This window comes from Proteus sp. STS61-E (genome assembly GCF_040932335.1).
Taxonomy (GTDB): Bacteria; Pseudomonadota; Gammaproteobacteria; order Enterobacterales; family Enterobacteriaceae; genus Proteus; species Proteus mirabilis_B.
This window is the reverse complement of record NZ_JBFQGE010000002.1, coordinates 441,017-456,743: the sequence shown is the minus strand read 5'-3', so window position 1 is coordinate 456,743 and position 15,727 is coordinate 441,017. Positions and strand designations below refer to the sequence as shown.

Sequence of the window (15,727 nt, the reverse complement as noted above, 5' to 3'; positions counted from 1 at the left end):
GTAAGACAGTGCTTAAAGGTTCCTTGAGAGCTAAAGCTCCATATTTAAAGAACCTGCGAGATAGCGGGTCATAAGAGAACCTTGCAATCGACACCGTTTAATCACGGTATTAGTTATCCACGGCGAACTAAAGCTGTATAGCTTAAGGGATCATAATGCAGAACGGCGCAATGAAGGACTGGCTAGAATCAACTTTTCTAGCAGGAGAGAATCAGTCTTACATAGAAGATATCTATGAAGATTACCTAACTGACCCAAACTCTGTTGACGAAAGTTGGAGAGAGATTTTTCAACAACTGCCCGCAAGTCAAGGCATAGAACAGTCGCATTCTCAAACCCGCGACTACTTCAGACGCCTCGCAAAAGAATCCACTCGATATCATACCTCGGTAAGCGATCCGGCAATGGACTCAAAACAAGTTAAAGTTTTGCAGCTCATCAATGCCTTCCGTTTTCGTGGTCATCAAAATGCTAATCTCGACCCGCTTGGTTTATGGAAACAAGAATCTGTTCCAGATTTAGATCCTGCTTTCCATAATCTAACTAAAGAAGACTTTGAAGAAACCTTCAACGTCGGTTCTTTTGCTATCGGCAAAGAAACGATGAAATTAGGTGAGTTATATGAAGCACTGAAACGCATTTACTGTGGTTCAATCGGTGCTGAATATATGCATATCACTAATACTGAAGAAAAACGCTGGCTACAACAACGTTTAGAATCAGTAAATGTTGCAGATCAATTTACTAAAGAAGAAAAGTTACGCTTCCTGACAGAGCTAACAGCAGCTGAAGGTTTAGAGCGCTATTTAGGTGCGAAATTCCCGGGTGCAAAACGCTTCTCTTTAGAAGGTGGTGATGCATTAGTTCCGATGTTAAAAGATTTAATTCGCCATGCAGGTAAACAAGACACTCGTGAAGTGGTTCTTGGTATGGCGCACCGCGGACGTTTAAACGTTCTAGTTAATATCCTAGGTAAAAAACCGGCTGATTTATTTGATGAATTTGCGGGTATTCACAAAGAACATTTGGGAACCGGTGACGTTAAATATCACCAAGGCTTCTCATCTGATTTTGCGACTGAAGGGGCTCAAGTCCATCTCGCATTAGCCTTTAACCCATCTCACCTAGAGATTGTTAGCCCAGTTGTAATTGGTTCTGTTCGTGCTCGTCGTGATCGCTTAGATGAAGCGCGTAGCAATATGGTTCTTCCTATCACTATTCATGGTGATGCGGCAGTGACAGGTCAAGGTGTAGTACAAGAAACCTTGAACATGTCTCAAGCGCGTGGTTATGAAGTAGGTGGTACAGTTCGTATTGTTATCAATAACCAAGTTGGTTTTACGACTTCAAATCCAAAAGATGCCCGTTCAACACAATATTGTACTGATATTGTGAAAATGGTTCAGGCACCAATTTTCCACGTTAATGCAGATGATCCTGAAGCGGTAGCTTTTGTGACTCGCTTAGCATTGGATTTCCGTAATACCTTTAAACGCGATGTTATGATTGATCTCGTTTGTTACCGTCGTCATGGTCACAACGAAGCGGATGAGCCAAATGCGACTCAGCCTCTGATGTATCAAAAAATCAAAAAACATCCAACACCACGTAAAATTTATGCGGATAAACTGGTTGCTCAATCACTACTTGATGCCAATGATGTGACTGAACTGGTTAATCTTTATCGTGATGCGCTGGATCGTGGTGATTGTGTTGTTGAAGAATACCGCCCTATGGGTCTGAATTCTTACACATGGGAACCGTATTTGAATCATGAATGGAATGAAGAGTACCCACATAAAGTAGAAAAAGCGCGTTTACAAGATTTAGCGCGTCGTGTGAGTACCGTTCCTTCAGAAATCGTGATGCAATCTCGTGTTGAGAAAATTTATGCTGACCGTGCTGTTATGGCTGAAGGTGAGAAACTACTCGATTGGGGGGCGGCAGAAACATTAGCGTATGCGACTTTAGTTGACCAAGGTATCACCATTCGTCTTTCTGGTGAAGATGCGGGACGTGGTACATTCTTCCATCGTCATGCTGTTATTCATAACCAAACAAATGGTTCTGTTTATGTACCATTAGCCAATATTCATAATGCTCAAGGACAATTTAATGTCTGGGATTCTGTATTAACAGAAGAAGCCGTACTTGCATTTGAATATGGTTATGCCACAACGGAACCTCGTGGGTTAACAATTTGGGAAGCACAATTTGGTGACTTCGCAAACGTAGCTCAAGTCGTTATCGACCAATTTATTAGCTCTGGTGAGCAAAAATGGGGTCGTATGTGTGGTTTAGTTATGCTGTTACCACACGGTTATGAAGGTCAAGGCCCAGAGCACTCCTCTGCACGTTTAGAACGTTATCTGCAACTGTGTGCAGAACAAAATATGCAGGTTTGTGTGCCATCAACTCCGGCTCAGGTTTACCATATGTTACGCCGTCAAGCGTTACGTGGTATGCGTCGCCCACTTATCGTAATGTCACCGAAGTCACTGTTACGTCATCCATTAGCGGTTTCTGAATTGGATGAATTAGCAAATGGTAAATTCTTACCTGTCATTGGTGAAATGGATGATTTAAAACCTGCTGATGTGAAACGTGTTGTGATGTGTTCCGGTAAGGTTTACTACGATTTATTAGAACAGCGTCGTGCTAATGAGCAAAACAACGTTGCCATTATTCGTATTGAACAACTGTATCCATTCCCACACGAAGATATTGCGCAAATTCTCGCACCTTATGCTCATGTAAAAGAGTTTATTTGGTGTCAAGAAGAGCCTCTGAATCAAGGTGCTTGGTATTGTAGTCAGCATAACTTCCGTGATGCTATTCCAGCTGGCGCAACATTACGTTATGCAGGACGCCCTGCATCAGCCTCTCCAGCAGTTGGTTATACCTCTGTTCATCAGGAGCAACAAAAAGCTCTGGTTGAAGACGCACTGAAAGTTGAATAAATAAGGATAGAAAATGAGTAGTGTAGATATTCTAGTACCGGATCTCCCTGAATCAGTTGCTGACGCATCGGTCGCAACTTGGCATAAAAAACCTGGTGATAGCATTCAACGCGATGAAGTGCTGGTTGAAATCGAAACAGATAAAGTTGTTTTAGAAGTACCTGCAAGTGAAGCAGGTGTTTTAGAAAGTATTCTTGAAGAAGAAGGCGCTACTGTTGGTTCACGCCAATTACTAGGTCGTATTCGTTTAGGTGATAGCACAGGCATTCCTGCCGATGTGAAACCTGCTCAAGATAGCACTCCAGCACAGCGTCAAAGTGCTGATATTGCTGAAAAAGGCAATAACGATGCATTAAGTCCAACTGCGCGTCGCTTAGTGGCTGAACACGATATTAACCCTGCGGATGTGAAAGGCAGTGGTGTAGGCGGACGTTTAACTCGCCAAGATATCGAAGGCCATGTTGCGAATAAATCAACTACACAACCGGTAGCAGAAGTTCCTCAAGCTCTGTTATCGCACCGTAGCGAAAAACGTGTACCAATGACACGTTTACGTAAACGTGTAGCAGAGCGCTTACTAGAAGCGAAAAACACCACTGCAATGTTGACAACGTTTAACGAAATTAACATGCAGCCAATCAAAGATTTACGTGCTCAGTATGGCGAAGCATTCGAAAAACGCCACGGTGTACGTTTAGGCTTTATGTCTTTCTACATTAAAGCGGTTGTTGAAGCACTGAAACGCTATCCAGAAGTGAATGCTTCTATTGATGGCACTGATGTGGTTTATCACAACTACTTCGATATCAGTATTGCAGTATCAACACCTCGTGGTCTGGTAACGCCAGTATTACGTGATGCAGATGCAATGAGCATGGCGGATATTGAGAAAAACATCAAAGCGTTAGCTGTAAAAGGTCGTGATGGTAAGTTAACTGTTGAAGACTTAACTGGCGGTAACTTCACTATCACAAACGGCGGTGTTTTCGGTTCATTAATGTCAACTCCGATTATCAACCCACCACAAAGTGCCATTTTAGGGATGCATGCAATTAAAGATCGCCCAATGGCAGTAGACGGTCAGGTTGTTATTCTACCAATGATGTATCTGGCTCTGTCTTATGACCACCGTTTAATTGATGGTCGTGAGTCTGTCGGTTTCTTAGTAACCGTTAAAGAGATGCTAGAAGATCCAGCTCGTTTATTACTGGATGTATAGGTAATAAATATCGCTTTTAGGCAGGAGATGCTCCTCCTGCCTACTTAGCAACAGACACAAGCATCAAAGAAGTACAGTGTGTTCGTGAAGCCAGATTTCTCTGGCTTATAGTCAAAAAAATAAGAAAGCCCGACTTTCAACAAGATTATGGATAGAACATCATGAATTTACACGAGTATCAGGCAAAACAGCTTTTCACACGGTATGGATTACCAGCACCTGCTGGTTTCGCCTGCTCCACACCGCGCGAGGCAGAAGAAGCTGCATCAAAAATCGGTCAAGGCCCTTGGGTCGTGAAATGTCAGGTTCACGCGGGTGGACGTGGTAAAGCGGGCGGCGTAAAAGTCGTTAAATCTAAAGAAGAGATCCGCGCATTTGCTGAACAATGGTTAGGCAAACGTTTAGTCACTTATCAAACAGACGCTAACGGTCAGCCTGTTACACAGATTTTGGTTGAAGCAGCAACCGATATCGCTAAAGAGCTTTATCTTGGTGCGGTTGTTGACCGTGGTACCCGTCGTGTTGTCTTTATGGCATCAACAGAAGGCGGCGTTGAAATTGAGAAAGTAGCTGAAGAAACGCCAGAACTTATTCATCGCGCAATTATTGATCCACTGACAGGCCCAATGCCTTATCAGGGAAGAGAATTAGCATTTAAACTGGGTTTAAAAGGCAAGCAAGTTAGTCAATTCGCTAAAATCTTTATGGGATTAGCCACTATTTTCTTAGAGCGTGATCTCGCTTTAATCGAAATTAACCCACTGGTTATTACTAAAGAAGACGATCTAATTTGTCTTGATGGCAAATTAGGCGTAGATAGCAACGCGTTGTATCGTCAGCCAGAAATGCGTGAAATGCACGATCCATCACAAGAAGATCCTCGTGAAGCACAAGCGGCACAATGGGAACTGAACTACGTTGCATTAGATGGCAACATTGGCTGTATGGTTAATGGTGCAGGTTTAGCGATGGGTACAATGGATATCGTTAAACTTCACGGTGGCGAGCCTGCAAACTTCCTCGATGTAGGTGGTGGTGCAACAAAAGAGCGCGTAACTGAAGCATTTAAGATTATTTTGTCAGATGAAAATGTCAGTGCTGTATTAGTCAACATTTTCGGCGGTATTGTTCGTTGTGACTTAATCGCAGACGGTATTATTGGCGCAGTTGAAGAAGTTGGCGTTAATGTTCCTGTGGTTGTTCGTCTTGAAGGAAACAATGCAGAGTTAGGCACCAAAAAATTAGCAGATAGTGGATTAAATATTATTGCTGCTAAAAGCTTAACGGATGCCGCGAAACAAGTTGTTGCAGCAGCGGAGGCAAAATAATGTCTATTTTAATCGATAAAAACACCAAAGTAATTTGCCAAGGCTTTACTGGTAGCCAAGGAACATTCCACTCTGAGCAAGCTATTGCTTACGGTACGCAAATGGTTGGTGGTGTTACGCCGGGTAAAGGCGGTACTACGCACTTAGGTTTACCTGTATTCAATACAGTACGTGAAGCCGTTGAAGCAACAGGTGCAACGGCGACAGTTATCTATGTACCTGCACCATTTTGTAAAGATTCAATCTTAGAAGCGATTGATGCAGGCATTAAACTAATTATTACTATTACAGAAGGTATTCCTACACTGGATATGCTGACTGTTAAAGTTAAATTAGATGAAGCTGGCGTACGTATGATTGGTCCTAACTGTCCAGGTGTTATCACTCCGGGTGAATGTAAGATTGGTATTATGCCTGGTCATATTCACTTACCGGGTAAAGTAGGCATTGTATCTCGTTCAGGTACATTAACTTATGAAGCTGTTAAGCAAACAACAGATGTTGGTTTAGGTCAATCAACCTGTGTTGGTATTGGTGGTGACCCAATTCCGGGTTCTAACTTTATTGATATTCTGAAGTTATTCCAAGAAGATCCACAAACAGAAGCGATTGTGATGATCGGTGAAATTGGTGGCACAGCAGAAGAAGAAGCGGCCGCTTATATCAAAGATCATGTCACTAAGCCTGTAGTCGGCTATATCGCTGGTGTAACAGCGCCTAAAGGCAAACGTATGGGACATGCGGGTGCAATTATTGCTGGTGGTAAAGGTACAGCGGATGAGAAATTCGCTGCCCTTGAAGCTGCAGGTGTTAAAACAGTCCGTAGCTTAGCAGATATCGGTGAAGCGATTAAATCGCTGATCAAGTAAGTAACAATTCTGTTAATAATTTCAGATTGATACTATCTAGAATGCCAGTTTCTAAAAAAGAGCTGGCATTTTTTATTTCTAGTTTCATTTAAAAGGCTATATCAATAGCTATTATTGTCATTAACGCATTAATATCCCACCTGAATTTATTCTAATAAGCTGTTTTATATTGTCTTTTTTGAAAATTGATCTGTATGCGAAACATCATTTCTCTATTTATTAACTTTCTTGTGGCGTCTAAAAGTAATGATATAAGCTATGAATAGATACCCTGAATTGTTAAAAATAATATTTTAAATGCATGTTTTTAGTAAAAAAGAGTGTTAACAAGAAAAAATGAACACTTATTTTGTGCTGTTCTCAATATAGGTACTTCTATAAATATCGTAATAATTAGCTTTAAATTTATACAAGGATCACGCTGTAACACTGATTTTTACTAAGGAGATAGACTTTTAAACATGTTAATGGATGCGTTAAAAAGAGGGGAGGGAAGCGCTTTGATAGTAAAATATATCTTTTTATTATGTTAGAACATCAAAATGACGATTAAAGGGGAATAATGATCTCCTTATCACTGTAAGAATTGATAATAAGAAGTTGGGTAGTATCTTGAAAAACACTTTGTTTAAATGCAAAAATTCAATAAAAAATTTTGTTACTTTTTCTTGCTGTGTTCAATAAATGACTTATTCATTTTTTGCTATCTCATTGAATTTAATGGTAATATATTTTTTATATTAATAATGGGTTTACGTTTTATTTGTTAAATACAGATTTATTGCACTTCATTTATCTAGAATAAAAAAGAAATAAAAAAATAAATAATATTAGAAGTTGATAATCAAGATTAGACTTTTAATGTATCTTTATTGGATAAAATAATTAAGAGTGTTTTTTTATATTTACATTTTTGTAAATTTCAACTTATTAATTAATAGATTATTTTTTTAAAATATTTATTATTTACCTGCAAAAGAATGGAATTAATATTAAAATTAATAAAACACAATTAAAAGTGTTTATTTTTAAGTCTTTTATGAAAATAAAAAGTTAATTTTATTATGGAAAATATAAGGAGGTAAATTACACTTAAAAATAAAAACAACATTGCATTAACACAATGGTAACTATTGGGTAATTTATTCGCAACTAGTTAACATTAAAGTGTTTTTTTGATGTGGGTCAAGTTATTAATTGTGGCAAAAATTTCTGAATATGCTTAAATTGGCACACGATCAAATATGCTGTTACAAACCTAAAAGTCGTATTGTTGACCTAAGCTCAGAATTCAAATCTGGGTCACGCAAAATATATTTATTATATGTAAATATAAGCGTACTATTTGTAAGGTATTGTGTTTTTGGTCTTTAATATTCGTTGTTGTTTTTAGAGGCATTTATTGCTGGTAGTTATGAGGCTTTATAATTTAATAAAGTCGGGTTGCCGCAAGTCGGTGTCTTCCTGCTAGGAGCAAGGAGTCAAGATGTTTGATATTGTCGAACTGTCACGGTTACAGTTTGCCTTAACAGCGATGTATCACTTCCTGTTTGTCCCGTTAACGTTAGGTATGGCGTTTATGCTGGCAATCATGGAAACGATATATGTTCTGTCGGGTAAACAAGTTTACAAAGATATGACAAAGTTCTGGGGTAAGTTATTCGGTATTAACTTTGCTCTGGGTGTCGCAACTGGGTTGACCATGGAGTTCCAATTTGGTACTAACTGGTCATATTTCTCTCATTACGTCGGTGATATCTTCGGTGCGCCTTTAGCAATCGAAGGTCTGATGGCGTTCTTCTTAGAATCAACTTTCGTCGGATTGTTCTTCTTTGGCTGGGATCGCTTAGGTAAGAAGCAGCACTTGATGGTAACTTGGTTAGTTGCTTTCGGTTCTAACTTCTCTGCACTGTGGATACTTGTTGCGAATGGTTGGATGCAAAACCCTGTCGCTGCAGACTTCAACTTTGAAACCATGCGAATGGAAATGTTGAGTTTTGCTGATCTGGTTTTAAACCCTGTCGCTCAAGTTAAATTTGTTCACACCGTCGCTGCTGGTTACTGTACTGGTGCATTCTTTGTTCTGGGTATCAGCTCTTACTACCTGCTCAAAGGTCGTGACATCGGTTTTGCAAAACGTTCTTTCGCAGTTGCCGCTACTTTTGGTATCGCAGCTGTATTATCTGTTATCGTGCTGGGTGATGAATCTGGTTACGAAATGGGTGACGTACAAAAAACCAAACTGGCTGCAATTGAAGGTGAATGGCATACAGAAGCGGCTCCAGCTGCATTTAATCTGATTGCATTCCCTAATCAAGAAAAAATGGAAAACTCGTTTGCATTACAAATTCCTTATGTGATGGGGATTATTGCAACGCGTTCTTTCGATACGCCTGTATTAGGTCTTAATGATCTGATGAGTCAGCATGAAGTTCGTATTCGTAACGGTATGAAAGCTTACGAATTATTAAGCGAACTGCGTTCAGGTAATACTGATCCTGCTATTCGTGCTGCATTTAATGACGCTAAACAAGATTTAGGCTATGGCTTATTACTGAAGCGTTATACTGATAAGGTTGTTGATGCAACAGAAGAGCAAATCAAATCTGCTGCAAAAGATACTATTCCTAATGTCGCGCCACTGTTCTGGTCATTCCGTATCATGGTTGCCGCTGGCTTCTTGATGTTACTGGTTGTTGCGATTTCCTTCTGGACTGTTCTGTCTAACCGTATTGGTAACTACAAATGGTTACTGCGTGCTGCACTGTTTAGTATTCCATTACCATGGATCGCAGTTGAAGCAGGTTGGTTTGTTGCAGAATATGGACGTCAACCATGGGCGATTGGTGAAATCCTGCCTACGGCTGTAGCAACTTCTTCACTGACACAGGCTGATATCCTAGTATCTATGGGTCTTATCTGTGGTCTGTATACTCTGTTCTTAGTTGCCGAAATGTTCCTGATGTTCAAATTTGGTCGCCTTGGGCCTAGTAGCCTGAAGACGGGTCGCTATCACTTTGAACAGAAGAACGCTTCTTCTGCACAAAGTAAGTAACACAGGAGTCCACTATGTTTGATTATGAAGTATTGCGATTTGTTTGGTGGCTACTGATTGGTATCTTACTGATTGGCTTTGCAGTCACTGACGGTTTTGATATGGGTGTCGGTGTGTTATTGCGCGTTATCGCGAAAGATGACACTGAACGCCGTATTTTGATTAACTCTGTTGCACCTCACTGGGATGGTAACCAAGTCTGGTTAATCACAGCAGGTGGTGCATTATTCGCTGCATGGCCAATGGTTTATGCTGCGGCATTCTCTGGTTTCTATTTTGGTATGATCTTCGTATTGGCGGCATTATTCTTCCGTCCAGTCGGTTTTGACTACCGTTCTAAACTAGAATCTCCAAAATGGCGTGGTATGTGGGATTGGGGTATCTTTATTGGTAGCTTCGTTCCACCATTAGTTATCGGTGTTGCTTTTGGTAACCTGTTACAAGGTGTTCCATTAGAAGTCGATAGCATGCAACGTGTATCTTATAACGGCACGACTAATGCGCTGATTAACCTGTTAAGTCTGTTAAACCCATATGGTTTACTAGCAGGTGTGGTTAGCTTAATGATGATTGTTGCACATGGTGCAAGTTATCTTCAAATGCGTACTACTGGTGAATTACATGAGCGTACTCGTAAAACAACTTACATTACCTCATTAATTACTTTCATCGCATTCGCATTAGCAGGTGTGTGGTTAATCTATGGTATCGATGGCTTTATTATTACAAGCGCTATTGATACAGCAGGTCCATCATCTCCACTACTGAAAACCGTTTCTCATGAAGCGGGTGCTTGGATGACTAATTACAACAACTATCCAGTATTATGGGCATTGCCGGCCTTAGGCCTGTTATCTCCATTACTAGCGATTGTTGCTACTAAAGCAAATAAAGGTGGTTGGGCATTCCTGTTCACTTCACTGACAATTGCTTGTGTCATCTTAACTTGTGGTGTGACTATGTTCCCATTTGTGATGCCTTCAAGCACTTTCCCAGATGTGAGCTTAACAATGTGGGATGCAACTTCTAGCCTGTTTACTCTTCAGGTAATGACAGTTGTTGCGATTATCTTCGTACCTATCGTTCTCCTTTACACTATCTGGTGTTACTGGAAAATGCATGGTCGCCTCGATAAGAAATTTATCGAAGGCAATAATCATACTCTGTACTAAGGAGCATAGAGAATGTGGTATTTTGCATGGCTTCTCGGAACGCTCTTCGCTTGTAGTATTGCGGTGATCGCAGGACTGGCTTTCGAGCACGCTGAAGCGAAAAAAACTTCAGCAAGTGAAGAATAATGTTGGATAAAAGCTACCAACTACTAGACAAGGGCCCTATTAGGGCTCTTGTTTTAATCATGGCGTTGGTAATGGCATTTTGTGTCATGTGGGACCCTAGCCGATTTGCAGCGAACACTAGTTCACTTGCAATTTGGCAAGGCATCCTTCTTATTTGGTCTGTGTGTGCTGGCGCAACTTTTGGTCTAGCATTTCGCCCTAAACATGTTGTAGCAAAATGTTTATTACATCCAATCCCTGCAATTATTATTTTAGTTGTTGGGCTAAGTTACTTTTTCTTCTAAGAAAATACCTTATTTCTGCTCAGTGCATGAGAAAGAAATAAGGTATTTTATCTTCTAACTATTTCTTCTAAATTTTTCTTCTAAATTCCCTCACACATCTAGCGTTATAGCTGGATATTTTCTTTTAAGTAATCAATAAAAAGACGTGTTTTTCTTGGGATATATTCGCTATAAGGGAAAATAATATTAACGGATTGCGTTAACAGGGAAACTTCAGGGAATAGCACAACTAATTTTTTTTCTAATAACTCTTGCTGAATGTACCAATGAGGCAAAATAGTCATCCCAGAGTGCGCGAGTACCATTTTTTTTAATGCCGCAATGGTATTGGTTTCAAAATAAGCATCTTGAGCTAACTGAGAGAGTAGGGTATTAAATTCTGAAGATGATGAAAGTTTACTTTGACGTAAATTACTATTTGCTAAATAAGGAATAGCACTCAAGTCATCGATAGCTTTTATTGAGAACTTCTGCAATAAATCAGGAGAGATAACTAAACTTATCTCATAATCAGCCAGCTTTGTAGATCGGTAATTACTGTCTTTCAATGTGCCGAGGCGGATCGCGAGATCAAGTTTATGATTTATTAAATCTTCAATAGAAGAATTAAACGCATACTGTACTTTTAGCTTTGGGTGTAATTGCATAAATTGATTAAGTAACGGCAAAATATAGTGTTCACCAAATTCCGCAGTCGAACTTAATCGCAACGATCCCTGTAATTCTTGTTGTCCTAATCGTGCCTTATCTAATGTTTGTTCTAACTGACTTAACACGAGGCGGAAATCTTGATAAAGCATTTCACCTGTTTCAGTGAGTGAGAATCGTCTAGTATTACGATTGAGTAATGACACATCCAATTCTGTTTCTAACGCTTTGATATGAATACTTACCATCGATTTACTAAGGCGTAAATATTTTGCGGCTTGAGTAAATGATCCAGTATCAACAACAGCAATAAAAGAGCGAATTCGATCAATTTGGTTTTGCATGATTGTTTACTCTGATTAAACAATAAATTCTATTTTGTCAGATAGACGAAATTCGTCAATCTTCCGTACTCTATGCGCGGAGGATTTTTATGACTTACCGCTATCGAATTGCATCTATATTTTTGCTGGGTTTCTTTATAGATTGTATTAATATTTTTATGTCAGCCATTGCATTACCTGCAATTGCCGATGATATGCAGATCTCTATCGTTTCTGTTACATGGGTTTCAAATAGTTATATTTTGGGATTAACGTTAATTATTCCATTGAGCCACTGGTTATCTCAACGTTTTGGAATTAAAGCATTGATGGTAACGTCAATGTTGATGTTTAGCTTATCCGTTGCATTAGTTGGATACTCTCACTCTTTTAGTGAGCTTATTTTTTGGCGCTTTATTCAAGGCGTGAGTGGTGGATTGTTAATCCCAATTGGGCAAGCATTAACTTTTCAATATTTTCAAGGACATGAGAGAAGCAAAATCTCTACGCTAATTATGGCAATAGCCTTAATTGCACCTGCAATATCGCCGACATTAGGTGGATTTATTGTTGATGTTGTTTCGTGGCGTTGGGTTTTTTATAGCAATATTCCATTCTCATTATTAACCGCATTTCTAGCTTTTATCTGGGTAAAAGAGCCTTTACCTAAAGAAAACGCTATGCCTGATATTAAAGGTATCATTCTTATTAGTCTGATCATTGTATCTGGGTTATTCGCGTTATCTGCTTATGGCGAATACCACTCAACATTACTCGCTTTAGCGATTGCCGTATTCTCAATAATTTTTGCTGTACTTTACTATTACCATTATCGACACCATTCATCACCAGTTATTAATTTAGCATTATTAAAAAATAGAAATCTATCACTCTCTATTTTTATTTATTACTGTATTCCCGGTGTTTTTACTGGAATAAATATTCTCGCTATTTTCTATTTACAACAATATTTAAAATTTACAGGTCAAGGTACAGGTATTTTTATGTTGTTGTATGCACTAGGTGCTTTTATTTCAATGACAATAAGTGGTGCGCTTTATAATAAATTAGGGATGAAACGTTTATTTATTATTGCATTGCTATTACACAGTATTGGTATTTCTTTATTAACATTTGTAAATAGCAGTAGCGATATTCCATTACTTATTATTGCTTATCTAATTATCGGCGTAGGTGGCGGGATTGGCGCTAACACCGCACAAACCACGGCGTTGTATGATTTCGGTGCACAAAAATTAGTTCAAGCAAGTGTTATTTGGAATATTAATAGACAAGTTGTTTTTAGTGTCGGGGCAACTATGGTTGCTATGTTATTTAATATTCTTTCTCTTTTTTGTTTACCACAAACAGCTTATAGCATGACTTTTTTAATATGTGCGTTGATAGGCATATTACCTCTTACTTTATTATTTACACTAAAGAAAAAAGTTATTACACAGGAAATACAAGATGAATTTTAATACTGACTCAATTATAGAAAGCATTAAATCTTTGCATGATGAGATTGAAACGGTTTTTACGCAATATCCCTTATCAGTCGATGCCATTACAAAAATAGAAAATCTTTTATCTCAAGAGTTTTCAATGGTAGGGATCAGTGGAAAAGCAGTGAGTTATGATGACGTTATCGCGATGTTCAGACAAAATGCAGGAAAAAGAAGTAGTCTGAAAATAAAAACGGACGATTATAAAATAATTTATCAGTCTGATTGTTTGGCGCTTGTCAGATATCAAGAAACACACAGTGAAAATAAGAAAATTCTTATGCGTGAATCTGTGGTGTTATTGAGACGCAATTCTCATGATGAGTGTTGGCAGTGGCACTATCTTCATGAAACCCCAATCTCAAATAATTGATTGATTTATATGAAAAACCAGTTTTTTAACTGGTTTTTTTCTGTCATTAAAAATAATACTACTAAATAAGACAATCTATGAATTTCTAATTAGCAAGCATTTTTATGCTGTCTTAATAAAAATATTTTTTCTATTCAGAGCACAAAGCATATTGCGTGTTGCAAAGAAGAGTTTATGATTGGCGGCTGAAAACTGCGTTTTCTATTCTTTACGTTACTACGATTCCCTTAGAGCGACCTCTTAAGTATAGTTAGGTAACTTATAACTACATTATTTATGGACTTAACTCGGGAAATGTAAGGGAGGTAATATGCAGTTTCTTTGGCCTGTTCGTGTTTATTATGAAGATACTGATGCCGGTGGTGTTGTTTATCACGCCAGTTATCTGAAATATTTTGAACGCGCTAGAACTGAACTACTCAGAGAAAAAGGTTTTCATCAGCATGATTTACGGGAGTATGATCATGTTGTATTTGTTGTACGTAAATTATCAATAGAATATATTGCGCCAGCTCGACTTGATAATCTTTTGCAAGTAGAAAGTGAAATTACCACATTGCGTGGTGCTTCAATGACATTTTCTCAAAAGATTATTAATGAAGATGGTTGTGTATTGTGTAGCGCAGAAGTGCTCGTTGTCTGCGTAGATTCATCAAAAATGAAGCCAGTAGCGCTTCCTAAGTCCATTATCGCGGAGTTTAAGTAGTGGCTGACATGAATGTTATCGATCTCTTCCTAAAAGCGGGGCTTTTAGTCAAGTTGATCATGTTGCTTTTAATCGGATTTTCTATTGCATCTTGGGCGATTATTATTCAGCGAACTAAAGTTCTGAATGCCGCCGATCGTGAAGCTGCAGATTTTGAAGATAAATTCTGGTCAGGTACTGATTTGGCACGTTTATATAAAGATAGCCAAGCTCGTCGTGATGAGTTATCTGGCTCAGAGCAGATTTTTCATTCTGGCTTTAAAGAGTTTGCACGTTTGCATCAAGCAAGCGTTCATGCGCCTGATGCAGTTGTTAATGGTGCATCAAGGGCAATGCGTGTCTCTTTCAATCGTGAATTAGAATCTCTAGAAAATCATATTCCTTTCCTTGGTACTGTCGGTTCTATCAGCCCATATATTGGTCTGTTCGGTACAGTCTGGGGGATCATGCACGCATTTATTGCATTAGGTAGTGTTAAACAAGCAACATTACAAATGGTCGCACCCGGCATTGCTGAAGCTCTGATTGCAACAGCTATCGGTTTATTTGCGGCAATCCCCGCAGTTATGGCTTATAACCGGTTTACGCAGCGTGTAAATAAACTGGAACAAAGTTACGATAACTTTATGGAAGAGTTCCTGACGATTTTACATCGCCAAGCTTTTGCCTCCGCAGAAAAGAAATAGTTAACGCAGAAGGAGAGAGCTGATGGCACGGGGTCGCAGTAGCCGCCGAGGCGTAAAATCAGAGATTAACATTGTTCCTTTGCTAGACGTATTATTAGTGTTGTTACTTATTTTTATGGCAACGGCACCTATTATCTCGCAAAGTGTTGAGGTTGATCTTCCTGAAGCAACAGAGACACAAACTGTTTCAAGTAGCGATAACCCTCCTGTGATTGTCGAAGTTGCAGGTGTTGGGCAATACAACATTCGTGTTGATCAGGAAGTATTAGAATTATTACCACAAGAACAGATTATGGCTGAAGCCAAACGACAATTGGAAAAAAATCCGAAAGTTGTATTTCTTATTGGCGGTGCTAAAGATGTTCCTTATGATGAGATAATTAAAGCGCTCAACATGTTACGTCAAGCAGGTGTTAAATCTGTAGGTTTAATGACTCAACCTATGTAATTAGGTTGAAATAAGTTTGGATGAT

Annotated in this window: 14 protein-coding genes; 13 read left to right on the top strand and 1 reads right to left on the bottom strand. The window is 39.0% G+C overall.

Features of this window, described 5'->3' with window-relative positions:
• Positions 1–155: 155 nt before the first annotated feature.
• From sucA to ybgE, 8 genes are all read left to right on the top strand, one after another.
• Entirely contained in the window at positions 156–2,960 is a 2,805-nt protein-coding gene (gene sucA, locus AB4J89_RS07910; RefSeq protein WP_088493414.1) for a 2-oxoglutarate dehydrogenase E1 component, read from the top strand.
• 13 nt (positions 2,961–2,973) lie between these two features.
• Positions 2,974–4,179 carry a 2-oxoglutarate dehydrogenase complex dihydrolipoyllysine-residue succinyltransferase gene (gene odhB, locus AB4J89_RS07905; RefSeq protein WP_088493413.1) on the top strand — a complete coding sequence of 402 codons (1,206 nt, stop codon included), beginning with the start codon at positions 2,974–2,976 and terminating at the stop codon, positions 4,177–4,179.
• Between the two features lie 161 nt (positions 4,180–4,340).
• The gene (gene sucC / locus AB4J89_RS07900) at positions 4,341–5,507 is read left to right on the top strand and encodes an ADP-forming succinate--CoA ligase subunit beta (protein ID WP_023581186.1); all 1,167 of its coding nucleotides are present in this window, start codon (positions 4,341–4,343) and stop codon (positions 5,505–5,507) included.
• Complete coding sequence (sucD, locus tag AB4J89_RS07895; protein ID WP_006537657.1) at positions 5,507–6,376, top strand: succinate--CoA ligase subunit alpha; 870 nt, start codon at positions 5,507–5,509, stop codon at positions 6,374–6,376. The genes sucC and sucD overlap by 1 nt, the downstream gene beginning before the upstream one ends.
• Positions 6,377–7,862: 1,486 nt before the next feature.
• Positions 7,863–9,431, top strand: a complete 1,569-nt coding sequence (gene cydA / locus AB4J89_RS07890; RefSeq protein WP_088493411.1) for a cytochrome ubiquinol oxidase subunit I — start codon at positions 7,863–7,865, stop codon at positions 9,429–9,431.
• Between the two features lie 14 nt (positions 9,432–9,445).
• Positions 9,446–10,603: a cytochrome d ubiquinol oxidase subunit II gene (gene cydB, locus AB4J89_RS07885; RefSeq protein ID WP_088493410.1), complete on the top strand. Its 1,158-nt coding sequence runs from the start codon at positions 9,446–9,448 to the stop codon at positions 10,601–10,603.
• Between the two features lie 12 nt (positions 10,604–10,615).
• Positions 10,616–10,729, top strand: a complete 114-nt coding sequence (cydX, locus tag AB4J89_RS07880; protein WP_088493409.1) for a cytochrome bd-I oxidase subunit CydX — start codon at positions 10,616–10,618, stop codon at positions 10,727–10,729.
• Positions 10,729–11,013 (top strand): cyd operon protein YbgE, encoded by a 285-nt coding sequence (gene ybgE / locus AB4J89_RS07875; protein ID WP_075672722.1) that lies wholly within the window; start codon positions 10,729–10,731, stop codon positions 11,011–11,013. The genes cydX and ybgE overlap by 1 nt, the downstream gene beginning before the upstream one ends.
• Positions 11,014–11,117: 104 nt before the next feature.
• Here the strand turns inward: ybgE and AB4J89_RS07870 are convergent, their stop codons facing one another.
• Positions 11,118–12,005 (bottom strand): LysR family transcriptional regulator, encoded by an 888-nt coding sequence (locus AB4J89_RS07870; protein ID WP_088493408.1) that lies wholly within the window; start codon positions 12,003–12,005, stop codon positions 11,118–11,120.
• A gap of 89 nt (positions 12,006–12,094) precedes the next feature.
• Between AB4J89_RS07870 and AB4J89_RS07865 the strand changes: the two genes are divergently transcribed.
• The 5 genes from AB4J89_RS07865 to tolR all read left to right on the top strand — a co-directional run bounded on the left by AB4J89_RS07865 (position 12,095) and on the right by tolR (position 15,702).
• On the top strand, positions 12,095–13,465 hold the full coding sequence (locus AB4J89_RS07865) for an MFS transporter (protein ID WP_368468834.1): 1,371 nt from the start codon (positions 12,095–12,097) through the stop codon (positions 13,463–13,465).
• Positions 13,455–13,862, top strand: coding sequence for a DUF4440 domain-containing protein (locus AB4J89_RS07860; RefSeq protein ID WP_088493406.1), 408 nt, complete (start codon positions 13,455–13,457; stop codon positions 13,860–13,862). Before AB4J89_RS07865 ends, AB4J89_RS07860 begins: the two co-directional genes overlap by 11 nt.
• A gap of 310 nt (positions 13,863–14,172) precedes the next feature.
• Positions 14,173–14,568, top strand: coding sequence for a tol-pal system-associated acyl-CoA thioesterase (ybgC, locus tag AB4J89_RS07855; protein WP_006537646.1), 396 nt, complete (start codon positions 14,173–14,175; stop codon positions 14,566–14,568).
• Entirely contained in the window at positions 14,568–15,254 is a 687-nt protein-coding gene (tolQ, locus tag AB4J89_RS07850) for a Tol-Pal system protein TolQ (protein ID WP_075672726.1), read from the top strand. Before ybgC ends, tolQ begins: the two co-directional genes overlap by 1 nt.
• A gap of 22 nt (positions 15,255–15,276) precedes the next feature.
• Positions 15,277–15,702 carry a colicin uptake protein TolR gene (gene tolR, locus AB4J89_RS07845; protein WP_023581195.1) on the top strand — a complete coding sequence of 142 codons (426 nt, stop codon included), beginning with the start codon at positions 15,277–15,279 and terminating at the stop codon, positions 15,700–15,702.
• The last annotated feature ends 25 nt before the right edge of the window (positions 15,703–15,727 follow it).

Coding starts and splice junctions, on each gene's coding strand:
- sucA (WP_088493414.1), top strand. CDS start 156: ATGCAGAACGGCGCAATGAAGGACTGGCTAGAATCAACTTTTCTAGCA.
- odhB (WP_088493413.1), top strand. CDS start 2,974: ATGAGTAGTGTAGATATTCTAGTACCGGATCTCCCTGAATCAGTTGCT.
- sucC (WP_023581186.1), top strand. CDS start 4,341: ATGAATTTACACGAGTATCAGGCAAAACAGCTTTTCACACGGTATGGA.
- sucD (WP_006537657.1), top strand. CDS start 5,507: ATGTCTATTTTAATCGATAAAAACACCAAAGTAATTTGCCAAGGCTTT.
- cydA (WP_088493411.1), top strand. CDS start 7,863: ATGTTTGATATTGTCGAACTGTCACGGTTACAGTTTGCCTTAACAGCG.
- cydB (WP_088493410.1), top strand. CDS start 9,446: ATGTTTGATTATGAAGTATTGCGATTTGTTTGGTGGCTACTGATTGGT.
- cydX (WP_088493409.1), top strand. CDS start 10,616: ATGTGGTATTTTGCATGGCTTCTCGGAACGCTCTTCGCTTGTAGTATT.
- ybgE (WP_075672722.1), top strand. CDS start 10,729: ATGTTGGATAAAAGCTACCAACTACTAGACAAGGGCCCTATTAGGGCT.
- AB4J89_RS07870 (WP_088493408.1), bottom strand. CDS start 12,005: ATGCAAAACCAAATTGATCGAATTCGCTCTTTTATTGCTGTTGTTGAT.
- AB4J89_RS07865 (WP_368468834.1), top strand. CDS start 12,095: ATGACTTACCGCTATCGAATTGCATCTATATTTTTGCTGGGTTTCTTT.
- AB4J89_RS07860 (WP_088493406.1), top strand. CDS start 13,455: ATGAATTTTAATACTGACTCAATTATAGAAAGCATTAAATCTTTGCAT.
- ybgC (WP_006537646.1), top strand. CDS start 14,173: ATGCAGTTTCTTTGGCCTGTTCGTGTTTATTATGAAGATACTGATGCC.
- tolR (WP_023581195.1), top strand. CDS start 15,277: ATGGCACGGGGTCGCAGTAGCCGCCGAGGCGTAAAATCAGAGATTAAC.